General features: G+C 41.4%; 17 protein-coding genes and 1 pseudogene. 8 read left to right on the forward strand and 10 right to left on the reverse strand.

Annotation, left to right across the window (positions count from 1 at the left end):
• The 3 genes from PE36_RS18360 to fruB all read right to left on the reverse strand — a co-directional run.
• The coding region (locus PE36_RS18360; protein WP_006033567.1) for a PTS fructose transporter subunit IIB at positions 1 to 193 on the reverse strand (193 nt) is incomplete at its 3' end.
• 12 nt (positions 194 to 205) lie between these two features.
• A complete protein-coding gene (gene pfkB, locus PE36_RS18365) occupies positions 206 to 1,153 on the reverse strand; it encodes a 1-phosphofructokinase (RefSeq protein WP_006033568.1) in 948 nt (315 codons plus the stop codon).
• The gene (gene fruB / locus PE36_RS18370; RefSeq protein ID WP_006033569.1) at positions 1,153 to 2,268 is read right to left on the reverse strand and encodes a fused PTS fructose transporter subunit IIA/HPr protein; all 1,116 of its coding nucleotides are present in this window, start codon (positions 2,266 to 2,268) and stop codon (positions 1,153 to 1,155) included. The genes pfkB and fruB overlap by 1 nt, the downstream gene beginning before the upstream one ends.
• Before the next feature lie 296 nt (positions 2,269 to 2,564).
• On the opposite strand from fruB, the gene cra reads away from it, so the two are divergent.
• A complete protein-coding gene (gene cra / locus PE36_RS18375; protein WP_006033570.1) occupies positions 2,565 to 3,548 on the forward strand; it encodes a catabolite repressor/activator in 984 nt (327 codons plus the stop codon).
• Positions 3,549 to 3,575: 27 nt separating this feature from the next.
• On the opposite strand, the gene PE36_RS18380 is transcribed toward cra, so the two are convergent.
• Positions 3,576 to 4,460, reverse strand: a complete 885-nt coding sequence (locus tag PE36_RS18380; protein WP_043994784.1) for a LysR substrate-binding domain-containing protein — start codon at positions 4,458 to 4,460, stop codon at positions 3,576 to 3,578.
• A 164-nt stretch (positions 4,461 to 4,624) separates the two neighbouring features.
• Here PE36_RS18380 and PE36_RS18385 point away from each other — a divergent pair, with 164 nt between their 5' ends.
• A complete protein-coding gene (locus tag PE36_RS18385) occupies positions 4,625 to 5,380 on the forward strand; it encodes a TSUP family transporter (protein ID WP_043994788.1) in 756 nt (251 codons plus the stop codon).
• A 1-nt stretch (position 5,381) separates the two neighbouring features.
• Here PE36_RS18385 and PE36_RS18390 read toward each other — a convergent pair whose 3' ends face one another.
• From PE36_RS18390 to PE36_RS18410, 5 genes and pseudogenes are all read right to left on the reverse strand, one after another.
• Positions 5,382 to 5,693: an S-adenosylmethionine decarboxylase family protein gene (locus tag PE36_RS18390; protein ID WP_006033573.1), complete on the reverse strand. Its 312-nt coding sequence runs from the start codon at positions 5,691 to 5,693 to the stop codon at positions 5,382 to 5,384.
• A 69-nt stretch (positions 5,694 to 5,762) separates the two neighbouring features.
• On the reverse strand, positions 5,763 to 7,511 hold the full coding sequence (locus tag PE36_RS18395; RefSeq protein ID WP_006033574.1) for a polyamine aminopropyltransferase: 1,749 nt from the start codon (positions 7,509 to 7,511) through the stop codon (positions 5,763 to 5,765).
• A gap of 169 nt (positions 7,512 to 7,680) precedes the next feature.
• The gene (locus tag PE36_RS18400; protein ID WP_006033575.1) at positions 7,681 to 8,571 is read right to left on the reverse strand and encodes a DUF350 domain-containing protein; all 891 of its coding nucleotides are present in this window, start codon (positions 8,569 to 8,571) and stop codon (positions 7,681 to 7,683) included.
• 64 nt (positions 8,572 to 8,635) lie between these two features.
• Positions 8,636 to 9,607 (reverse strand): hypothetical protein, encoded by a 972-nt coding sequence (locus tag PE36_RS18405; protein WP_006033576.1) that lies wholly within the window; start codon positions 9,605 to 9,607, stop codon positions 8,636 to 8,638.
• Positions 9,608 to 9,720: 113 nt separating this feature from the next.
• Positions 9,721 to 10,340 (reverse strand): annotated as a pseudogene (locus PE36_RS18410) (PolC-type DNA polymerase III).
• Between the two features lie 116 nt (positions 10,341 to 10,456).
• Between PE36_RS18410 and PE36_RS18415 the strand changes: the two are divergent.
• The 3 genes from PE36_RS18415 to PE36_RS24460 all read left to right on the forward strand — a co-directional run bounded on the left by PE36_RS18415 (position 10,457) and on the right by PE36_RS24460 (position 18,299).
• Positions 10,457 to 12,859, forward strand: a complete 2,403-nt coding sequence (locus PE36_RS18415; protein ID WP_006033579.1) for a Lon protease family protein — start codon at positions 10,457 to 10,459, stop codon at positions 12,857 to 12,859.
• 172 nt (positions 12,860 to 13,031) lie between these two features.
• Positions 13,032 to 15,215, forward strand: a complete 2,184-nt coding sequence (locus tag PE36_RS18420) for a bacteriohemerythrin (RefSeq protein ID WP_006033580.1) — start codon at positions 13,032 to 13,034, stop codon at positions 15,213 to 15,215.
• A 141-nt stretch (positions 15,216 to 15,356) separates the two neighbouring features.
• Positions 15,357 to 18,299 carry a MopE-related protein gene (locus PE36_RS24460; protein ID WP_083798025.1) on the forward strand — a complete coding sequence of 981 codons (2,943 nt, stop codon included), beginning with the start codon at positions 15,357 to 15,359 and terminating at the stop codon, positions 18,297 to 18,299.
• 162 nt (positions 18,300 to 18,461) lie between these two features.
• Here the strand turns inward: PE36_RS24460 and aspS are convergent, their stop codons facing one another.
• The gene (gene aspS / locus PE36_RS18430) at positions 18,462 to 20,240 is read right to left on the reverse strand and encodes an aspartate--tRNA ligase (RefSeq protein WP_006033582.1); all 1,779 of its coding nucleotides are present in this window, start codon (positions 20,238 to 20,240) and stop codon (positions 18,462 to 18,464) included.
• Positions 20,241 to 20,613: 373 nt separating this feature from the next.
• On the opposite strand from aspS, the gene cmoA reads away from it, so the two are divergent.
• The 3 genes from cmoA (at position 20,614) to PE36_RS18445 (ending at position 23,365) form a co-directional block, all read left to right on the forward strand.
• A complete protein-coding gene (cmoA, locus tag PE36_RS18435; protein ID WP_006033583.1) occupies positions 20,614 to 21,342 on the forward strand; it encodes a carboxy-S-adenosyl-L-methionine synthase CmoA in 729 nt (242 codons plus the stop codon).
• A 129-nt stretch (positions 21,343 to 21,471) separates the two neighbouring features.
• Entirely contained in the window at positions 21,472 to 22,464 is a 993-nt protein-coding gene (gene cmoB, locus PE36_RS18440) for a tRNA 5-methoxyuridine(34)/uridine 5-oxyacetic acid(34) synthase CmoB (RefSeq protein WP_006033584.1), read from the forward strand.
• A gap of 82 nt (positions 22,465 to 22,546) precedes the next feature.
• Positions 22,547 to 23,365: an ATP-dependent zinc protease gene (locus PE36_RS18445; RefSeq protein ID WP_043994792.1), complete on the forward strand. Its 819-nt coding sequence runs from the start codon at positions 22,547 to 22,549 to the stop codon at positions 23,363 to 23,365.
• The last annotated feature ends 359 nt before the right edge of the window (positions 23,366 to 23,724 follow it).

Below are 23,724 nucleotides of genomic sequence, written 5' to 3' on the forward strand. Positions count from 1 at the left end.
CATTAGCGGCAATAACAATACACTCCGCCGCTGCGATCTGCTGCTGTGTTAAAGACGTCACTGGCGCCACAGATGAATGACACTCAATATCTGCTTGCCAATTTAATTCTGCTACTGCTTTTTCTAATAAACCTGCAGCGATGAGGCTGCTTGCGATGCCACTTGGGCATGCCGTTACGATTGCAATTTTCATTATTAATATCCCTTATTCGCAAATAGTGATGCGCTCACTCAAGGTGATCACTTCATTAAAATCTTTAACGCCAACACCAACTTGTGTTACTGCTAATGCAGATAACGCAGTCGCAAAACTTAATGTTTGTTTTTTATCCCAGTTATTGAGATGACCCCAGCACATACCAGCGACCAAGGTATCACCCGCTCCGACAGTACTGACAACATCCATTGTTGGTGGTTTTGCCTGTAACCATCCCTCTTTGTTTAACCACATCACCCCTTCAGCACCCAGTGATACCACCACGTTGGCAATACCTGTACTTGATAACTGCTCAGCAATTTCTGCCAAAGACTGATCTGCCAGTGATCCACCTTTCGCCCAATGCAGCAATTCTTCATCGTTCGGTTTGATGAGCCAAGGCTGAACTGCAATACCTGCACTCAGCGCGGCATTGCTGCTATCAAAAAATACTTTCTTACCTGCCTGCTGTAACTGTGCGATCCAATTCGCACATTGCTCAGGTGTCACGCCAATAGGCAAACTACCCGCAATGACAAATACATCGTGATCAAGGGATAGGTTAAATAACATGGTTTCAAATTCCGCAATCGCGGCAGCCGTTACGCTCACACCCGGAAAATTAATATCACTGACCTGGCTGCTGGCTTCGACTAATTTAACGTTGATGCGCGTGGCACCTTGTACGCGGATAAACCTATCTGTGACCTTGATACGCCCAAATAATTGACAAAAAGCATCTTCATTCTCAATGCCTAAAAAACCAGTTGCAGTCACCTCTGCACCCAGTTCTGCCAGTACTTTAGCCACATTCACACCTTTACCTGCTGGCGCTAATACACAGTGCTTAACTTGGTTTACCGCTCCTTTCGTCAGCGTGTGTAAATGCCCAGTTAAATCTAATGCGGGGTTTAACGTTACCGTGACTACTTTTAATTTTGCTAATTGCATGGTCATTATTTACTTTCACCTAATCTAGCTTCAATACCGTCACCTATGGCTTTTAGTGCGAGCTCCGCATCACCACCATTCGCCGTAAATGTTAATGCTTCATCACAACGCACGCCTAAAGACATTAATTTCATTAAACTTTTCGCATTGGTTGATTTACCAGCCGCGTTGGTGACTTGAATATCGGCCTGAAATTGCTTGGCGATGCTCACCAGTATTGCACTTGGTCTTGCATGTAAGCCATGGCTGTTATGGATAGTGAATGTGGCCGTGATGCCGCTCGGTTTTACTTCTGTTAATAAACGGATAATGGTCTCGGCATCCGCATTAAACAATTGACTGACTTGTTGTTTATAAATTAAATCGATCACGCATTGCATATTATCTCGATGCAAGTTGTTAGCACTTGCCAGCATGATCATACCTTCAACAGCTAAACTTCCTTGCTGTAATCTCTGTGCTGGGGTCACAAATGAGATCGCAGTAGTGGTTACTGACTTCGTTGTTTTCGCTAACCATAAGCCCTGACCAAGATGAGTCGCAGGTGATGTGATCGCATCTGCGACACCGGTATTATCAATACAGTGGTGATGCTTCAGTAACCCTGCTGCAACAGCCGTCAGTTGTGATAAATCCTGCGCAGGGAAAGCAAGTTGCACTAGGTCTGTGGTTAATAGTGTGGCTGATTGCTGATTATTACCTTCGAGCAAGGTAATAACCGATTCAGCACTATCACATTGCTGTAGTTGCTGTTCGATGCCGTCAGCACTGAGTACATGTGTGAGTTGCTTTAAAATAGCAAGATGTTCATCTGACTTAGCCGCAATCGCAATGGCGAGGTAAACAATTTGCCCCTCACCCCAATCAACACCTTGTGGATAATGATGTAACTGCACTCCGGTTTTATTGACTAAGTCACGTGTATCAACGGTGCCATGCGGGATAGCGATACCATTACCTAAGTACGTAGAGTGCTGCGCTTCACGCGCTAACATACCGTCGACATAACTTGCTTCAACGTATGTTTTGTTCGCCAAGCTTTGCGCAAGGGCTTTAATGGCGTGCTGTTTGCTCGGCGCCGATTGATTTAACTGAATGTCATTCGAAGACAGTGACAACATAACTTTACTCCATACTTCTGTAAATAATATCGTAGGTAATAATGCGACTACTCTTTGTTTAAATATTTGCTTACTCTTTACTTACTCTGTGCTTTCAATATGCATCAACACGACAGCTGAATCGTTTCAGCAAATAGGCCGTTAAAAAGGCTTCAGTGATGACAAAATGATTATAAATGGCATTGCTGAAACCTTTCAGCTAATATACTGAAGTGTTTCTGGGCTGATTACAATTGTTCAATAACAAATCATGTCAGAAACTATGAGCGAGCGCACAGATTAGGGATGAAATAACCATGACATTAGATGAAATAGCCAAACTAGCCGGTGTATCACGTACCACAGCCAGTTATGTGATCAATGGTAAAGCCAGTAAGTACCGTATTAGTGAAAAAACCCAAAAGAAAGTAATGGCTGTCGTTAATGAGCATAATTACCGCCCCGATCATGCCGCACAATCGTTACGCGGTGGCAGCAATCGTTCGCTTGGCTTAATCATTCCGGATTTAGAAAATAGCAGTTATGCAAAGTTAGCCAAATTACTTGAGCGTGATGCGCGTAAAGCCGGATACCAGCTCATTATTTCTTGCTCTGATGATGATGTGGATACCGAGATAAAAGTCGCAGAAACCTTATTAAGTCGTCGTATTGATGCGTTATTAGTGGCGAGTGCCCTGCCTGCTGATCACAGCTATTACCGCACCGTTCAAGCCAATGGTGTGCCGGTTATCGGATTAGATCGCGCCATGGATGATGAAATTTTTGCGTGCGTGATCAGCGAAGACTTAGACGGGGCTTATGAGTTAACCCAAGCCTTATTACAACAAGATATTTGTTCTATCGGCTTAGTTGGCGCAGTACCAGACCTGTGTATATCGAAAGAGCGTGAGCAAGGGTTCCTCGCCGCGATCAAGCAGCATGGAAACCCAGTTAAAAAGTTAACCGCTTATGGCGATCACTTTAGTCAAGAACAAGGTCAAGCCCAAGTGCAACAATGGATAGATAACGATACTGTTCCTGATGCCATCTTAGCCACCTCATATACGCTGTTTGAAGGCGTACTGGATTGCTTGATACTCAACCCAAGTTTAATGGCAACAACCAAACTAGCTACTTTTGGTGATAACCGTTTATTGGATTTCTTACCCAGTAAAATTCAATCATTACCGCAGCAATTTGAATTAATTGCCGAACACGCACTTAAAATGGCGTTAAATGCCGTGAATGGCCGCAACCAACCGGGTGTTGAAGTCGTATCTCGAAAAATAATCCGTCGTTAATACAAGCCAGTTCCCGCACAAATATGGTTATCGATACGGTGCAAATAAAGGCAATAGCCAGTCAACGAAGGTTTGTACTTTCAGCGGTAATGGACTGGCCGTTGGCGTCAGTAAATAATAACTATATGGACTGACAAATCCGGCTGAAAATGGCACCACTAAACTGCCATCTGCTAATTGCTGAGTGACAAAAAATCGCGGGATCAGTGCCACCCCCATACTACTTACCGCAGCCTGACTAAGCATGTAGAAATGCTCCATACCAAACTTATTATCCGTGGTTAATTCCATGCCGATATCATCTGCCCAATAACGCCATAAACCCGGTCTCGAAGTATGCTCAAGCAAAGTCATATTATTGATATCATGCAGTGATGTCATCTGCTTGGCTAGTTGTGGCGAACACACAAGGCACAAATCTTCATCCATCAACTTGATCACATTGCAACCTTGTGGTGGTGTCTTCGCACTCCGTATCGCAACGTCATACTGATGCTGAGTAAAATCAATCGTAAAATCCCCAATTGATAAATCAACGAATAAGTTAGGATTGCTGAGCTTGAAGCTTTCCAGGCTCGGGATTAACCAACTAATCGTTAAACTCGGTAATACATTAATGGCGATACGTTGTGCCAATTGTGGCTGGGATATGAGCTCTTGCGTAGCACTATTAATTGTTTGCAACGCATTCTGCACCTTGAGCAAATAAGGCTTCGCTTCTTCAGTAAGGACTAATTTTCGATGTTGGCGAATGAATAGGCTCACACCAAGGTATTGCTCTAATATCTTCACCTGTTTACTCACGGCGCCATGCGTCACAAACAATTCCTTGGCTGCTAGCGTAAAACTCACATTTCTTGCGGCTGATTCAAAAGCACGCATGGCATTTAATGGTGGTAAATTAGGATACATAGCAATACTCATTTTAGATGACGAATACAAACTGTGTGAGTTTATCTCACACTACAAAGAAGATAACTCCTTTGCGTTGATCGTGCAAATAAGATTATATACCCAAGTTATTTCAAGATATTGCAATTAAAATTACGCAGGAGTACAACATCATGGGTTTGGATATGTCTTTTCAGTTATCAGCAGAAATTGTTGGACTGTTATTTTTAGTGGCTGTCGTCGCTGGTTTTATTGATTCTATCGCCGGCGGTGGTGGTCTACTGACTATTCCAGCATTATTATGGGTGGGTCTTCCTCCTGCAACAGCCCTTGCAACCAACAAACTGCAAGCCTGTGGCGGTAGCTTCTTTGCCAGTTTTTATTTTATTCGTAAAGGCATGGTCGATGTGAAGAAAATGAAATTGGCCATCGCCTGTACTTTCGTCGGTTCAGCACTCGGTAGTATTGCGATCCAATCGATTGACCCAAGTATACTGGAAGTGATCTTACCTTTTCTTATTCTTGCCATCGGTGGTTATTTTTTGTTTTCCAAACAAATTAGCGATGAAGATAAACATCAACTACTGACGCCAACGCTATTTGCAATAACGGCGGCTTTCGGTATTGGTTTGTATGATGGGTTCTTTGGTCCAGGCACTGGCAGTTTTTTTGCAATGGCGTTTGTATCACTGGCAGGGTTTGGGTTGGCTAAAGCAACGGCACACGCCAAAGTGCTAAACTTCGCGACGAATATAGCGTCGTTGATATTCTTTGCACTCGGCGGCAAGGTACTCTGGGCATTGGGAGGCATTATGTTAGTTGGCCAAGCATTAGGGGCAACACTTGGCTCACGTTTAGTATTATCAAAAGGCGTTAAAATCATTAAACCATTAATGGTCACCATGTCTATTGCGATGAGTTTGAAACTGCTCTATTCATAAACTAAGACGTCGTTACTTGCCACTGCTGTTTGGCAGCCGCATCACGCAAGTAACGGTCAAAAAGTTCTAATAAAGAAGCAGCACAACTGGATAGTTCAACATACGATTTCCCCTCTTCAGGAAACGTATGTACTGCGGCATGACTTTCGGCTAACAACCACAACGCGGTATAACCCTGTGGCTGAAAATAATGCTCAACGAAGTTCAAGACCGTAAAACCGGCGCGGTTGAGATCTGCTGAAATCACCCGTTTAAGCGCTTCACTATCGCAACTACTTAACCACCAGCGTTGATTATATATTTTTGCTTCCATCGTTATTTTCACTTACCAACATTAAAATAAATAGCATAGTTACAGAGTATTAATCATTATTCTCAACAACTAATTCTTATACAGCTCAGACTCTGTTTGCCACGCTTCACGGTTATAATCGTACAATACCCCAGAGCCTAATCGATTAATCTCAATCGTGTCTATGCGGTCATAAAAATTACCGGGGAAAACAAACGACGCTAATAAAAATTCTTTGTTTAACCAGTTCGATGGCACAGGTAAAGTGTCGACATCACTGATACGCCGGCTTGCCGATTTTCCGCGTGTTGTTGCTATTGTCCAACCCCATTGACCAAATGACGGAATATTTCGTTGATACTGTTCAACGTGTAAAAACCCCGCTTCTTTCACCGTTTTACCGATACTCAAAAATGCTTGTTGGGCATGATAAGGTGAGGTTGATTGTATGGCTAATGCCCCGTCTGCAGCTAATAATTGACGCACCTGATTATAAAAGTAATCACTGTAGAGTTTATTCAAATCGGGATGATTCGGATCGGGTAAATCAATAATAATGGTATCAAATTTAGCCCCTTCATCCAGTAGTTTTTCGACTTGTAAAAATGCATCGGTAGCAAACAAGGTTAACCGTGGATCTTGTAATGACGCTTCATTTAATCGCAACATACGTTGTTTGATCGTTTCAGGCGCAGCATAGTTAACTGTATTGGCACCAAACAGGGCCAATAGTTCAGCGTCTAAATCGACTAATGTCACCGCCTTAACAGGCCAACGCAACACATCACGCAGTGCTAATCCATCACCACCACCAATAATAAGCACTTTATCATGACGATTAGATGCCAGCATTGCCGGATACACTAATAAGCTATGGTACAGCTGCTCATCGACACTGGAAAACTGTAAGTGACCATTAATGAATAAATCGGTTACTGGTTCCACTTGGTTTTTCAAATAACGCTCAGTCACCACCACGTGCTGATATTTTGTCGACTGTGAATAGATCACTTTATCTTTATATAACACACTGCTTAATTGCACTAACCAACCTGTACCCAAAGTTAAAATAACCGAGAACAATACAATTAATAACAAATGGCAAAGGAATAATAGTTTAGCCCAACGGATCTTATCTTGATAGCGCCATAAGAATGCCAGACCTGCGATAACATTGAATAATGCCGTCCAGGCTGCGGCTTCCATTATGGGTAACGACAACATGATAGAAACCCAAATAGCCGCACCAATACCAGCGCCAATATAGTCTGCACCATAGATAGTACCGGCGTTATTTTCTAAAAATCGACCGTATACTTGCTGACGCACTCGAGCGATCAGTGGGATCTCCATACCAATAAAGATACCGAGAATTAAACCAAACACATAGGGCATAAATTTAGCGATTTTTTCTAGCTGTTGCGGTAAATAACCATCGAGCACAACATTACTGGGTAAGTTGAACGTCGCCGATAATAACTGTGGCAAACTATAACTCACGGCGATCATCGCTGAAATAATCAAAATACAGCTCATACCAATTAAGGCGATCAAGGCTTCTAACCAAGCGAATGCGGTAAAAGCATCTTTAAACCAACGCGCCATAAACGCGCCGATACCCATTGCCACAATCATGGTACCGATCATGGCATAAATCGCACTTTCAACCGAGCCTAACACCCTGCCTGCATAATGCGAAAGCAAGTATTCATAGATCAAACCACAACCAGCAAGTATGATCATGACCGAGATTAATAACGCATCGTGAAACAATAATGACCGTTTACGCTGCTGTGCTTGTTTTACTTCATTATCACTATTTACAACTGAGTGTTCCACACGGAGCCTTACTGTATTGAGATAGAGTGTTCAGGAATGAAAAAGCCCAGGCCCAATAACACGTTAGCATTGTTATTACTGCCAATCGATATCGAGTCTGAGCTATGACTATTCTAAAATGACCATGCTTAAATAACTATTGTTAAAAAATTATCGCCGCAATAGCGAATTAGCTACCGAGTAACGTCGCCATTGTTAAACCAATTGAAAACGATACCGCTGCCGAAATAACCGCAACACCAATGTTCTTCTGACGAATGACTTCATCAGCAATATCAACACCGGATAAAATCACTTTAATGGTGATCAATTGTAAAACAGCAAAAATAGCCACGCTGATAATCGCTGAGAATGCCCAGTACGTCAGACTCTGAGTGATATTATCAGCAGCGTACGGCGCAAGGCCTGTTGCCGCAGTGATCGCTAAGCCAGAGCCAATTAAAAACCCAGCATAACGAATACCAACAGCCAGATTATCATCTAAGATAAGCTGTTGCAGGCAATCACCGGTGCGTTTAAATAAGTGCACACGATATTTACTCACTAATAGCATAATAATGTTAGCCACAACAAACGCGGCAATCACCACAGGTAAACCATGCCAACCTTCTGTAAGCACCCAAATCAACGCAGAACGCACCACGATTGCAACCGTGACAATATGACCAAACTCAACAAATGCGGCTGTCACATTACCTTTAACGATTTCATCGTGCAGACTGACTTTTTGTAATGCCACCTTATCTTGGAAAAAATGACCTGCTTTAATTAACGCGATCGCTAATAAGCCATATCCTGCCATTTGTGTTGCTTCTTCAAATAATGAATCAGCAAAATCACCACTGGTGACGCCAGTTAATACAATTGCAAGACCTGCTAATCCTGCGGCAAAACTAATACCAAAAGCAAAATTATCACGCTTGGCAATTTCATCATTGGCATGTAAATTTGAAACCCAGCCTTTGATCATTTTTAAACTAACAAATAAAGCAATGATGATAATAAAATCAATAATCAGTGCTTGTGTCGTCCACATCGTCAATCCATCAAACTCGTACATACTCAATCTCCATAACTTACTGTTCTGTCTATTTGCTTAAGGCTGTCTATTTGCGCAAGACTGTCTATTTACCGCGACTGACACCACGTGAGGTACGGCTGCCACTATTACGAAATGACCCCGTATTACTCGTCGCTTTGCTGCTAGTGAACGACTTTTTCGGTTTAGAGTAGCTGCTCACCGTTTTGGTTGGGGTATAACTAGAACGACTCAAGCCAGCCGCGCCTGAACGTTTTTTCGCATAAGGCGAGCTAAATGACTGGCCTTTACGCTGAAATGATTTACGCGTTTTAGTTTCAACGGCAGCTTGCTTTACACTCTGTTTAGGGCTGGTATAACGTGAACGCCCATAGTCATTGTAGTAACTATAACGACGATTTTGGCTCCAATTTGAATAGCCGACACGACCCGTTAAATCACCCAACATACGATACATACCGTACCACTGCCAGAAACTGGTGCCACCACTGCCGCTTTGCCAGTTACCGTAATTTGGGTTACCGACCATCTGACTACCAGCACCGTAATCAGCACCACCACCATTTTGTTCTGCCTGCTGACTAATAGCACCAACACGAGCAAGTTGCCCATCGGACATATCCGCCAACACATTAATCGGATCGGTTAACGCATCATTAAATAAGCTCTGTTTAGACGCTTCTTTAATACGCGTCAATTCATCAAGCAATAAGCCCGCATTGTCTAACGTCAACGTTTCCGCTTTAACATCATTTAATCGCATCGCCAGATTTTGATACAACGGCCCCTGTCGCGTGGCATCTTCAGCGATCAAATTTGCGATACGAGTGAGTTCTGGTTTTTGTTGTTTTAAAACGTGCGCATATTCAGACAACAATCTTACATTACGCACTGAACCCGTTTCAATTGCCGACCCAAGTCGAGTAAGCGACTGTGCAGTACTCGCGACTTGCTGGTTAATTGTCGTTTGCGTTTGTTCAAGTTTTGATTCACAGCCAGCTAATAACTGTAAAATAAATAACAGACTTATTAACTTCCATGGTTTAATCATTGACATAAATGGTCACCTATCTTGCCTACCGACTCTAATAAAATCACGCCATAATATGGCTTTGTAATACCTTGTTACTGTACGTTTTAAGCAACAAAAAATCAATTGGTTATAGCGTGCTAGTTAGCATAACGTCGTAAAAAGTTATCTACTGATTTTTTCGGTGTTTTAGTCAACTTTTGTACCAGCTGAAAAGGAATGGTGGCTAAGCTATAACGTGATTTCATTTCATCTAGCATCACTAACCAGAGTTTAGTCGTCATTTCCGAATCAAATAACGCGCGGTGAAAGCCACCATCCGACGGTATATTTGCATATTTAATCAACTCACCCAATTTATGGCTCGGTGCATCTTGAAAATACGTCTTGCCACCAGCAGTGAACAGCTAAACTCACCTTCATAACCGCGATCAATACGCGTCAATTCAGCATCTAAAAAACGTTTATCAAATGAGGCATTATGCGCAACTAAATTATAACCTTGGATAAAATCGGCAAAGCGATGCATCACCTCTTCACAAGGTGCGGCATCGACTAACATATCATTAGTGATACTCGTGTAATCGGCAATAAAACTGCTCACACGACGACCTGGATACATGAGTTCTTGAAAGCGCCCTGTGATCTCACCATCTTCAATTTTTACCGCACCGATCTCAATCGCACGATCGCCCATATCAGGAGATAACCCTGTTGTCTCGAAATCCAATATAATAAGGGTGTCAGCGTTCACTATCATTCCTACTTTCTCTCTTTTGGTCGCTTATAAGCTAGCCGTGAAGTATAAAACAGTATGCTCACACAAGCGATCTATGTCTACACTAGGGGTATAGCTGTTTTATAAGAGGGAACTGTATGTCGATAAAACCTCTAAGTTGTAGCCAGTTGTATCGAACCTCAACACTGAGCAAGCTTGCTGCCGACTGTAAATCAACCAAACACCTACAGCCACTCGATCAAATCATCGGCCAAGACCGGGCACAACAAGCGGTCGAATTCGCCATGTCGATAAAAGAAAAAGGCTATAACATTTATGCACTCGGTCACAACGGTCTGGGCAAGCGTACGATGATATTACGCTATCTTAACCGACACGAACCGAGCAGTAATAATCATACTATTTTTGACTGGTGTTATACGGTTAATTTTGATGAAGCTCGTCACCCAAAAGTATTGAAACTACCCGCAGGTTCCGCCCATCAATTTAAAAAAGATATCGAAAACCTTATCCATCGTTTAGTTAAAGCTTTACCTATGGCCTTTGATAACGAGATCTACTTCGCTCGCTCTGAGAAACTAAAAAATCGATTAGAAAGCAAACAAGAAGCCATTTTACAAGATCTGACCCAGTCAGCCCGACAGCACAGTATTAGCTTAACATTAACGGTACAAGGCGATTACCAGCTTGTCGCCATGAACGATAAAAATGAAGCCTACTCTGAAGACGATTTTGAAGCATTAAGTGACAGTAAAAAGAAACGATTTGAAACTAAAATTGCAGAATTAGAAATAAAACTGCGTGACATTATCCGTCAATTAACCATTTTGGAAGAAGAGTTCTCCGATAAGATCCAAAAACTTGACGAACAAATCGCACAGGATGTATTGATCCATTGCACCACGCCATTGAAAGAAAAGTACAATCATTTAGCCGAGGTAAAATCGCATCTCATCGCGATGAATAAAGACATATTAGACAATCTTGAGATCTTTGTTGAAGGCAGCGAGGATGATATCTCTTTGGCTTATGCCGCATTAGATAAAAAAATGCCCCGCCGCTATCAAATTAACGTGCTCGTTTGTCAAGAAACCAACTCCTTCCCTATCGTGGTCGAGGACAGCCCTAATTACCATACTATTTTTGGTTATATCGAAAGTGCAACCTTCAAAGGTACCGTGTTTACCGATGCCGCCTTGATCCGAGCTGGTAGTTTACACCGTGCTAATGGCGGGGTGTTAATGATTGATGCGGTCAAAGTACTAGAGCGACCTTATGTTTGGGATGGCTTGAAACGCGCCTTGCGCGCCAATAAATTAAACTTAAGTTCATTGGAACGCGAAGTCAGTTTATCCGGTACCATTTCGTTAGACCCAGAACCAATACCACTCTCAGTTAAGATCATTCTCTTTGGGGATTATCAGACTTATCAACTGCTACAACAATATGATCCTGAGTTCAGAGAATTATTTCGGGTTACCGCTGATTTTGAAGATGTAATGCCCAGAACAGACATTGCAGAAGCACACTACGCACAATTCATTTCGAGTATCGTACACGATAACAATATGCTGCATTGCGATCGTAAAGCCATGAGTCGGATCATCGAGTACAGCTCACGCCAAGCTGAAGATCAGGATAAGCTTTCTTTGCATTCACTTGATATCGCCAACTTATTACGTGAAAGTAATTATTGTGCACGTCTTGCAAATGCCACACTTATACGTCATCACCATGTTGAACAAGCGCTGACAAACAAACAGCAACGAGCAGGTAGATTACAAGACTATCTACTGCAAAGCTTTATGAATGGTTCCACTCTTATTGATATTAAGGGTAATGTGGTAGGACAAATTAATGCACTTTCCGTTATTGCAACATCTGACAGCGAATTTGGTATCCCAGGGCGTATCACCGCAACGGCCTCCTTTGGCGAAGGGGAAATTTTTGATATTGAACGTAAAGTGAAGCTTGGTGGTAACCTCCATTCCAAAGGCGTGATGATCCTATCCGCTTATATTGCGTCGGTATTTGGCCAAACTGCCACGATCCCACTCACGACACGTTTAACGTTCGAACAATCTTACGGTCAAGTCGATGGTGACAGCGCTTCGCTTGCCGAATGCTGTGCTATTATTTCTGCATTTTCGCAAGTACCGTTACGTCAAGATATCGCCATCACCGGGTCAATGGATCAATTTGGCCATGCCCAACCCATCGGCGGGGTAAATGAAAAAGTTGAAGGTTTTTTTGATGTTTGTTCATCGATTACATCACTATCAACACAAGGGGTGATAATTCCGCGCGCTAATGTACATAATCTCATGTTGCGAAACGATGTTATTGAGGCTGTTGAGCAAGGTTTATTCCATATCTGGGCAATTGACCATGTCACTGACGCTATTCAGTTACTCACTAACATCATCGCGGGTTCAATGAACAATAAAGGAGAATACGCACACAATTCGGTTTTTGGCATTACCCAAAACCGATTAACTAATCTGAGAAAAGACCATAACAGCGCGGCCTCAAATACATAAACTTATTCCAGCATAATAAATAGCTGACATTGAATATCAAGGTATTCCCAGCTAATGACCATAAACATGAATGACCACTCATTTAGGGGTAAAATATTAGCTAAATAAGTTGACATAAATCAATGAAATTTTATACTGCAGCTTCTTTAGTCAACGGTAAGTAGTCGCTCTAATGATTAGCCTAGAATGGAATGAAGAGATGAGTGTCGGTATCGATGAGATTGATACTGACCATAAAAAAATCCTCTCTATTATTTCATCTATTATCGAAGCGATTGATACTAACTGTACTGCCGAAACCATCGAAAAACATTTTACCGATCTTACTGCTTGTACTACCGCTCATTTTAAACAAGAAGAAGCATTAATGCAGACATTGGCGTTCAACAATTTTATTGAACACCAAAAGGGCCATCAAACTTTTTTAAATCAGCTCCCCGAATTAAAAAATAAACTGTTAAATTCGAATGATGTAGACGCTGCAGAACAAGTCAGTCAATTTTTATATGATTGGGTTCTTGAACACATTCTCATATCAGATATGGATTATGTGCATGCTTTTCATAATGAAAAAAAACATTCGATATCATTAACCGCCATATTTAAGCGTACGTCTGAGTGGCTAAGCTATCGCATCAACATTTCTACTCGCGTGCTTATTACCTCGCTATTACCCATTCTTGGTATGCTATTACTCAGCTTTATTGCGATCAAAGACAATTACCAACAATACAAAAATATGCTGTTATTAGAAAGCCTCACCCAGATCGTGCAGCAAGTAAATTCACTAACACATAACTTACAAGTTGAACGAGGGTTACTCTCGAGCTACATAAGTTCAGACTACCAGCGTTTTTCTCAGGCCCTCACCGCACAGCAACACAAAAGTAATAATGAAATAGATACATTTTCAACGCTACTGAATTCACGCAAGGAGTTATTAACAGAACCCTTGTTAATCGAGTTTATTAACTCGACCAAAATTGATATTGCTGAATTAAATATATTTCGAAATGGTTTAAAAAATACCAGCATAACCAGTGACCAAATGTTAGAAAAATACAATGACATTATTGCCAGGTTATTGTCACGGGTAAATCGTTTATCACAGATCAAGATGGATGCCCAATTTGCCAATAATATTACTGCGATCAATGCTATCGTCGGATTGAAAGAAATTCTTGGGCGACAACGAGAGATAGGAACACTGCTCATCGATAGTAAACTATCGGTACATGATTTAATTCATAGTGAGCGTTACAAACAGCTTTACATACAACTTGGCATGCAGCTCAATGCTATCTTTGTGTTTAATTATTCAGCGACACCAGCGCAGCAACATGCTTGTGGTAGCTTGTGTAATATTACAGCACAACAAGCATTTATTAATAACACAGTGACCGATTTCATGCTGCAACCAGAAGAGCATCAAAACAGTCAATTTTGGTTTATTCAACTAACAAACCGTATTGATGACATAAAAATAGTCACAGATAAAATCATCAAAGACCTCGACGTTAAAACACAACAAAAATTAGCTAAATTAGAGCAACGGTTTTACCTAGTACTCATTATTATTAGTACCATCGTCATCTTTAATACGTTACTTTTCACAGTCCTCTATCACAGTGTCATCACCCCTATTCGCCATATTACCTATGCTTTAAAACAAGTAACATTAGGCCGTTATAACCAGCAAATGAATGAATACACCTCCAATGATGAAATTGGCGCGATGAATGATGCTTATGAAACATTACGTAGAAAGCTTTTGCAGGCTGACATGTCAAAAAATATTATTAAACGTCAGCAACAATCGTTACTCGACCGACGTAAAGAACGGGATAAATACCGCGAACTGGCGTCAAGGGATACACTAACAGGCGCGTTAAATAGACGTAAATTTAACCTTATCCTGAAACAAGAAATTGGTTTTGCCAAACAAGATAAGCAAAAACTGTCATTATTACTGCTCGACATTGACCACTTCAAGAATATCAATGACGCTTATGGCCATGGTGGCGGCGATCAAGTCCTACGGGATTTCTATGATGCCTGCTTTAATAGTGTTAAGTCTTCCGATATCGTCGCTCGTATTGGTGGCGAAGAGTTTGCTATCTTAATGCCCGAAACGAACAGCACGCAAGCACACATCATTGCCGAGCGACTCCGCCATAATGTGAGTAAACTGCAGGTACCTTATGGTCAGGATAATATTCGCCTAACCGTGAGCATTGGACTGGCCCAATGGCAGGAGTACGATTCACTTAATGCCAAGGAGTTTATCGCACATACCGACAAAGCACTTTATCAAGCCAAAGATAATGGTCGAAATTGTGTTATAGAGGCATCTTAATCATTTAAATCAACCGATTTTATTAGTGTCGATACATATAATTCCAATCTCCTATATAAGAAGTTATCTGCCTAACGTAGATATCTACAGGTTCAGAGCTATACTTTTCAGATCCTAATAAATTTTAGTTGAGAGGATGTTATGTCTAACTATCAACATACTTTATCAAGGGACGGACACCTTCAAAGAAAAACTTCAAATTATTCTAAAACAAAAACCATTATTATTTATTGCTTACTGTTCTTCTGTGTATTCACACATTCCGCTCTAGGCAGTGAAAGCAAGCGTGTGGCAATTATTTATTCCGCCCCATCGGCTGCTAATTCATTTGATCCATTTATATATTCTCAACTGTTTATGGCTGCACAGCATCAAGCGATGATGGCAGGTATTCCATTCGATCTTCTTGATGAAAACGATCTTATGGATATCAATAACTTATCTGGCTATAATGCCCTAATTATACCGTCTATGCAGTATGTTTCCTCGTCAAAGGTTGATGCGATTGAAAATGCCCTTACTCAGGCGGTTCAAAATTTCGGCATTGGTATTATTACATCGGGACATTTTATGACCCATTCCGAAAATAATGTACCTCTTGCAAACATCAATCAGCGAATGGAGCAACTGCTGGGAGTACGAAGTACGGGAGGAGGAACGTGGGGAGTTCAAACCACAATGAAGGCCAACTCAATAACACATCCTGTAACACGTGATTACTCAGCAGATGAAGTATTGCTTTCATGGAATGCCGTTTGGACCTTCATTTATCAGCCTGTTGAAGGTGCAAATGTGACAGATATTGTTAGGTTGGACACTGATACCGCCTCTTACCCTGCTGTGTTTGCCACAATTACAGGGGGCAGGAATGTACACTTTTCCAGTGATCAAATTATGGCAGATGCCAATCTTCTTTGGTCTGCCATACAGTGGGTTGTTTTTGGTGATGCTACACCGGTCGGGTTAAAATTGACTCGGCAAAACAATATTTTTGTTTCGCGTACCGATATGGATCAGTCCATGTTTGCCGATGAATTGCAAGAAACGGCCTTTCCTCTTTATGATTTATTAGGTTTGTGGAAAAACAAGTACAATTTTGTCGGATCCTATTACATTAATATCGGCGACAAACCCGGGCAGGGTGAGTATACCGACTGGAGTATTTCAGCACCTTTATATCAAGATTATATCGCTCTGGGCAATGAAGTCGCCAGTCATTCCTGGACGCACCCAGATGACACTGCAGCTTTAAGTACTGAGCAATTGCAGTATGAATTTCAACAGTCCAATGCTGAAATCACCCAGCAGCTTGGTTATGTCACAGTCGGGGCAGCTATACCAGGCAATCCTGAGACTATAGCGGTTAATAACCAGTTAAATAACTATCTCAGTTATGTTTCAGGCCGTGCCAGTATTATAGGCTGGGGTTATCCCGGTGCTTATGGCTTTCTCACACCTTATCATTCAATGGTCTATTTAAGTCTAAGTATGTCGCCAGATTTCACCTTGGTTGGGTGGCTAAATTATACACCAGATGAAGCCATGCAGATTTGGCAGGATGAATATGCCCAACAGACCAATCATGCTTCGCAACCGATTTTGCATTGGCTGTGGCATGATTACGCTGCAACCAATGATCCAGCCTATAAACCGGAGATGATTGAAAATACCATTGATTGGGCATATCAACATGATTCGGAATTCGTAACGGCGGTAGAAGTACATAATCGCATTAACAGATTTATAGCAAGCGAATTACAAGTATCAGGGGTCAATCCTATTACCGCTAATGTCGCCAGCAATGATGCAAGCCTGTTTTCATTACGGATAAAAAGTAGCGATATTATATCAAAAGTCGATAACTGGTATGCCTATAATGACAAACAAGTTTTTCTGCCCCTGAATGGCGGCGGGTATACCATTCACCTATCCAGTACGATTGTAGATGTCACACATATCACCGAGTTACCGATGCGTTCAAAATTACTCACTGTGTCAGGAGATGGTCAAAAGCTTAATTTTAGATTTTTTGGTAAAGGTGAAATATTGATCCACTTACACGATAGCCTGGTTAATGATTTGGAAGTCTTAGGTGCGGATATTGTTCAGCAGGATGGGAAGGATTTAACATTAAGGTTTACTTCGTTAACAAACCACAATGTGATCTTACAAAGCTCATCCATAACTACACAGTGCATAGATTTAGATAGTGACGGCTTCTCAAGTGTTGGTGGTGAATGCGGCGCTATTGATTGTAACGACAGTGACGCCTCAGTTCATCCCGGTCATCAAGAAATTTGTGATGGTCAGGATAATGATTGTGATGGCATTATTCCACCTGAGGAAATAGATGTTGATAATGATGGATATGCTCAATGTCAAGGCGACTGTAATGACGCCATACCAGCTATATTCCCAGGAGCACTAGAGCATTGCAGTGATGGAATTGATAATAACTGTGATAGTTTCGTTGACGAGGCTGATGCTTTTTGCTCTGTGACAGATCCAATAGAGGCCAGCTTTACTTCTGTTGCCGCCGAAGATGGTTTTATACGAGAAAGTTCATCTGGAAGCAGTATTGGAGGTCTCATTAAAAGTGCTAATGCAGGTGCAAAATCCTTGCGTATTGGAGATGACAGACGCAATCGCCAGTTTAAATTTATTGTCTCCTTTGATAGCTCATCAATTCCAACAGGGGCAACACTAGAATCAGTAAAATTAATACTGACCAGAGGGAAGAACAGTGGTACAGCTCCCTTTACTACACATGGTAATGCTGTTGTAGACATTAAAAGTGGAGGCTTTGGTGGTAATCCATCTCTAGAATCAGATGATTTTCAGGCGGAAGCTGATGCTGATGCAATAGTACAATTCACTGATCAGGGTGGTAATAAAAGTACCTACCAAGTAGATCTGTTAGATACAGCATTTCCTTATATCAACCGCTCTGGACGCACACAGTTTCGCATAAGCTTCGAATTAAATACTGATGATGATGGGCAGACTGACCTTGCTGGTTTTTATTCAGCAGAGAATTCAAACCCATCATTTCATCCAAAACTGGAAGTGATCTATACCCCTTAGAAAATACTCTCATTTTCTAATGCTGTTATAGCTAGAGATTTGGTTTGAGGTGCAAAAAAGCGGATTTACTCAAAGGAGTAAATCCGCTTTTTATTACGCTATTCAATTTAAAACAAGATCGAGTTTAAAATACTGTCATTAAACTCAAACATGAATTAATGATTACTCAGCGTCTTGTTTCTTTTCTTTTTTAACAACAGCGATACTTAGCTCTTCAAGAGAAGCTGGGTTTGCTTCACTTGGTGCTGATGTTAATAAACACGCCGCCGTTGTCGTTTTAGGGAATGCGATAACATCACGGATGTTATCAGTACCTGTTAGTAGCATAGTTAGACGATCTAAACCGAATGCTAAACCAGCATGTGGCGGCGTACCGTATTTAAGTGCTTCAAGTAAGAAACCAAACTTGTCTTGTTGCTCTTTATCTTCGATACCTAAGATTTCAAATACAGCTTTTTGCATTTCACCTTTATGAATACGTACCGAACCACCACCAACTTCATAGCCATTGATAACCATGTCGTAAGCATCAGAAATAGCGTTAGCAGGGTTTGCTAGTAGCTCTGCTGCGTTAACGTCCATTGGGGCAGTGAATGGATGGTGAACAGCGTGTAAATTGCCTTCTTCATCTTCTTCGAACATTGGGAAGTCAACAACCCAAAGCGGTTTCCACTCGTTTGATGTTAGTTCTAAATCAACACCCACTTTCAGACGTAAAGCACCAAGTGCTTCAGTGACAACTTTGTTGGTATCTGCACCAAAGAAAATGATATCGCCATCTTTCGCGTTAGTACGCTCAAGTAATGCTGTGATCACGTCAGCGCTTAAGAACTTAGCTACTGGTGATTGTACGCCTTCAGCACCCGCTGCAACGTCCTTCACTTTCATCCATGCCATGCCTTTCGCGCCATAGATACCCACAAATTTAGTGTACTCGTCAATTTGCTTACGAGACAGTTTAGCGCCGCCAGTAACACATAATACCGCAACACGACCTTTCGGGTTGTTAGCAGGTTCTGCGAATACTTTGAATTCAACATCTTTCAACAAGTCAGCAACATCAACAAGTTCTAATGGATTACGTAGATCGGGTTTATCTGAACCAAAACGACGCATTGCTTCAGCATAAGTCATGCTTGGGAACGCTGGTAATTCAACGTCTAAGATCTCTTTCCACATGTTGGTAACTAAGCTTTCAGTCACTTCACGCACTTGTGCTGCACTCATGAATGATGTTTCGATATCAATTTGAGTGAATTCAGGCTGACGGTCAGCACGTAAATCTTCATCACGGAAACATTTAACGATTTGGTAGTAACGATCAAAACCAGACATCATCAACAATTGTTTAAATAACTGTGGTGATTGTGGCAATGCAAAAAACTGACCTTTGTGAGTACGGCTTGGTACTAGGTAATCACGTGCGCCTTCTGGCGTTGCTTTTGTTAGTACTGGCGTTTCAATATCAAGGAAACCATGGTCATCCATGAAACGACGTACAAAACTACTTACTTTAGCACGCGTCTTAAGACGGTTGCTCATTTCAGGACGACGTAAATCGAGGAAACGGTATTTTAGACGTTGTTCTTCAGTATTGGTTTGGTTGAAATCAAGTGGCAGGATATCTGCTTTATTGAACACTTCAAGTTCTAAACCTGAGATTTCAACCCCGCCCGTTGCCATGTCTTTGTTTATTTGGCGTTCGTCACGCGCACGCACCTTACCGGTGATCTTCACGCAAAACTCTTGACGTAGTTGGCTAGCACGTTCGAAAACATCGGCTAAATCGGGATCATAAACAACTTGCACAATACCTTCACGATCACGTAAATCGATAAAAATAACACCGCCTAAATCACGACGACGATTAACCCAACCACACAATACAACCTGCTGGCCGATATGTGTTTCATTTACTTGTCCGCAATACACTGTGCGCATCTGTATAATCCTACTAAATCGATGGATCGGGTAACTACTCTTAGCTACCCTCAAAAAATTACCGTTATTGTAATAGAAATTAGCACCGCAACCAATAGTTATACTAAAACAACTTCAAGTTATCCCAAAACTACTTACCGTTATAGCCAAACGACGTAAGAACCTCTTGCTCATACTCCCTCCAATTGTCCCTTGCTGGTTAAATAACCGTTATTTTGTTAACAAAAAAGTCATTTTTAGCGATGAAAAAACCAACACGACACCGAAACAAGTAAATTATTCCGTCTATATGTGGTTTAGCTAGAGACAAAGCCGGTCATTTTAACTAAAATATGTCGCCTTATTTTGCTAATTTTTATTGCAGGTCATAACAATGCAACAACGCGATCAGATTTTCTCAGCCCCGTTAGATAAAATTGGTGATTTCACCTTTGACGAACGTGTCGCTGAAGTCTTTCCAGATATGATTAAACGTTCTGTACCTGGTTACTCTAATATCATTTCTGCGATTGGCATGATGACCGCACGTTATGCCCAAGATAATACCCAGCTGTATGATTTAGGTTGTTCACTTGGTGCTGCAACCATTGCCATGCGCCGAAACGTGCAAGCAAGCAACTGCAATATTGTGGCCATTGATAATTCACAAGCCATGTTAGAACGTTGCGAACGCCACCTCTCTGCTTATAAAAGTGATACCCCAGTGCAAGTGCTGTGTGATGATATTTGTGCGGTCGAGATTAACAACGCCTCAATTGTGGTATTGAACTTTACCCTGCAATTTATTCCACCAGCCGAACGCCAAGCCCTATTGACCAAAATTTATAATGGGCTAGTCTCCGGTGGTATTCTTATCTTGTCAGAAAAGTTTTGTTTTAGTGATGATAAGATCAATGATCTACTGATCAATTTACACGAAGATTTTAAACGTGCGAATGGCTATAGCGAATTAGAAATTAGTCAGAAACGTAGCGCGATTGAAGATGTAATGCGTCCAGACAGCATTGAAACGCATTTGAACCGTTTTAAAGAGATAGGCTTTAGCAGTGCAAACTCTTGGTTCCAATGTTTTAACTTTGGCTCTATGGTTGCCATTAAATAAGCAACATGAGTTAATGACACACAATTAATACCGCTATGCATATTATAAATAGCTCCATAATCGAATTAATTTAAAGCAGTAGCATTAATTTAAAGCAGTAACATTAATTGAAAGTAATATAGGTTACCCATGATCGACTTTTCAAATTTTTACCAGATAATTGCGAAAAACAAATTGCACCATTGGCTTTACACGTTACCAGCACAAATGCACGAATGGGAGCGCGAACACAAGCATGGTTTTTTACCGCGCTGGGAAAAAGTATTAAAAAAACTACCAAAAGTCGAAACCAAACACATCAATATCACTGACAAATTCGAAGTTGGTATTCCGGGTGAATTAAGCGAAAGCGATCTGCGTAAAACAGAAAACCTGTTACAAAAATTCCACCCTTGGCGTAAAGGTCCGTTCAACATTCATGGCATTCATATCGATACAGAATGGCGCAGTGATTGGAAATGGGAACGTCTACGCGAGTTTATCTCACCGTTAAAATACCGTTATGTGCTAGATGTAGGTTGCGGCAGCGGCTATCACATGTGGCGTATGCTCGGTGATGGTGCCGAGTTTGTCGTCGGTATCGACCCAAGCCAATTATTCTTAGTACAATTTGAAGCGATACGTCATTTTGCTAATAATGACCAACGCGTGCATTTATTACCACTTGGTATTCAAGAATTACCTAAATTACGTGCATTCGACACGGTTTTCTCTATGGGTGTCCTGTACCATCGCAAGTCGCCGATTGATCACATTGAACAGCTTAAAAACCAACTTCGTGATGGCGGTGAATTAGTACTTGAAACATTAGTCGTTGATGGTGACGAACAAGCGGTACTCGTCCCCGGTGATCGTTATGCTCAAATGCGTAATGTTTGGTTCTTACCAAGCTGCGCGGCATTAAAACTCTGGGTTGAAAAACTGGGTTTTGAAAATGTCCGTATCGTCGATGTGTCTGATACCAGCATTGAAGAACAGCGTGCGACTGAATGGATGCGGAACGAATCACTAGTTGATTTTCTTGATCCTAACGACCACAGTAAAACGGTTGAAGGCTATCCAGCACCAAAGCGTGCCGTATTAATTGCCACTAAACCTTACGCAGAACAGCTAGACGAATAACGCGATATCCAGCACCTGAAAGGGTGCTTAGATAAGGATAAGAGAATAGGTTATGCATATTGCCAATGAGTTAAGGTTAGAAATGGATACGTTGAAACCACCCCGTCAATTAATTATCGGCATCATGTTTAGCATCCTGCTTTCAGGCTGCGCGAGTGTTGATCAATTTCTCAATCAGGGTGAAACATCAGCGCAAATACTGCAATTACAGATTGAGCAACAAAACCAGCAAATCGGACTATTAGTTGAACAGCAAAATACCATCTTGGCTGAATTACAAAAACAGCCCGCATTATTTGTCCTGCAACAACAAAATATTGCGCAGCTAGCTAACAAACTCGAAGACTATGTGCAATTACGTCAACAAGTGATCAGCAATAGCCAGCTTATCGCGAGTTATCAGCCTGATAAGCCAACCAACAATATCGAGCATCTTCCCCTTATACAATCGACTGAAGCAATAGCGCCAATTGATAAATTAATCATCGGCTCTGAAGAACTCATATTACTCAGTAATCTGCAAGAAAAGTATAAGGCCCGTATTGATACTGGCGCGACCACATCGTCACTTAATGCGACTGATATTGTCGAGTTTGAGCGCGATGGGATAAAATGGGTGCGTTTTAACTTCAGCCAAGCGATCAACAATGAAACGCAAATTATCGAAGCTAAAGTTGCTCGCACGATTTTGATCCGCCAGGCAAACAACAGCGAGCCCACACGCCGCCCTATTATCGAATTACCCGTACAACTTGGCGACATGAAAATGCTGACAGAATTTACGCTTGCCGACCGCAGTCACATGACATTTCCAGTATTACTTGGCCGTACATTCTTAAAAGATATCGTCATGGTCGATGTTGCACGTACTTACACCATAACAGAATCAGCAATACCATAATTTCAAGACCACATTAAGATGGAATGCGTATCCACAGCTTAGATACGCATTTCATTGCTAATAAGCCCACCTCATACTTTCGCTTTAGACTAGAAATAATGCTCATCCCTCACCTTTTTCATCTCCTTTCAATACAATCAAGCACAGCGATAAATTGCTATTTATCAATAAGTGTCGTATAACCAGTTGATATTTAACTATTGTTATAGGTAACTAAGATATACTCAGGGTTACCCTCCACTTACCTTATAATTATTAGCATTAAAACAATTATAATTAATGAAATAACGTCATCATTCAGGATGAAAACAGCCCGTTTGTTTAAATAAATATATTATTTTATATATAACGGAACTTTT

The organism is Moritella sp. PE36 (assembly GCF_000170855.1).
Taxonomy (GTDB): Bacteria; Pseudomonadota; Gammaproteobacteria; order Enterobacterales; family Moritellaceae; genus Moritella.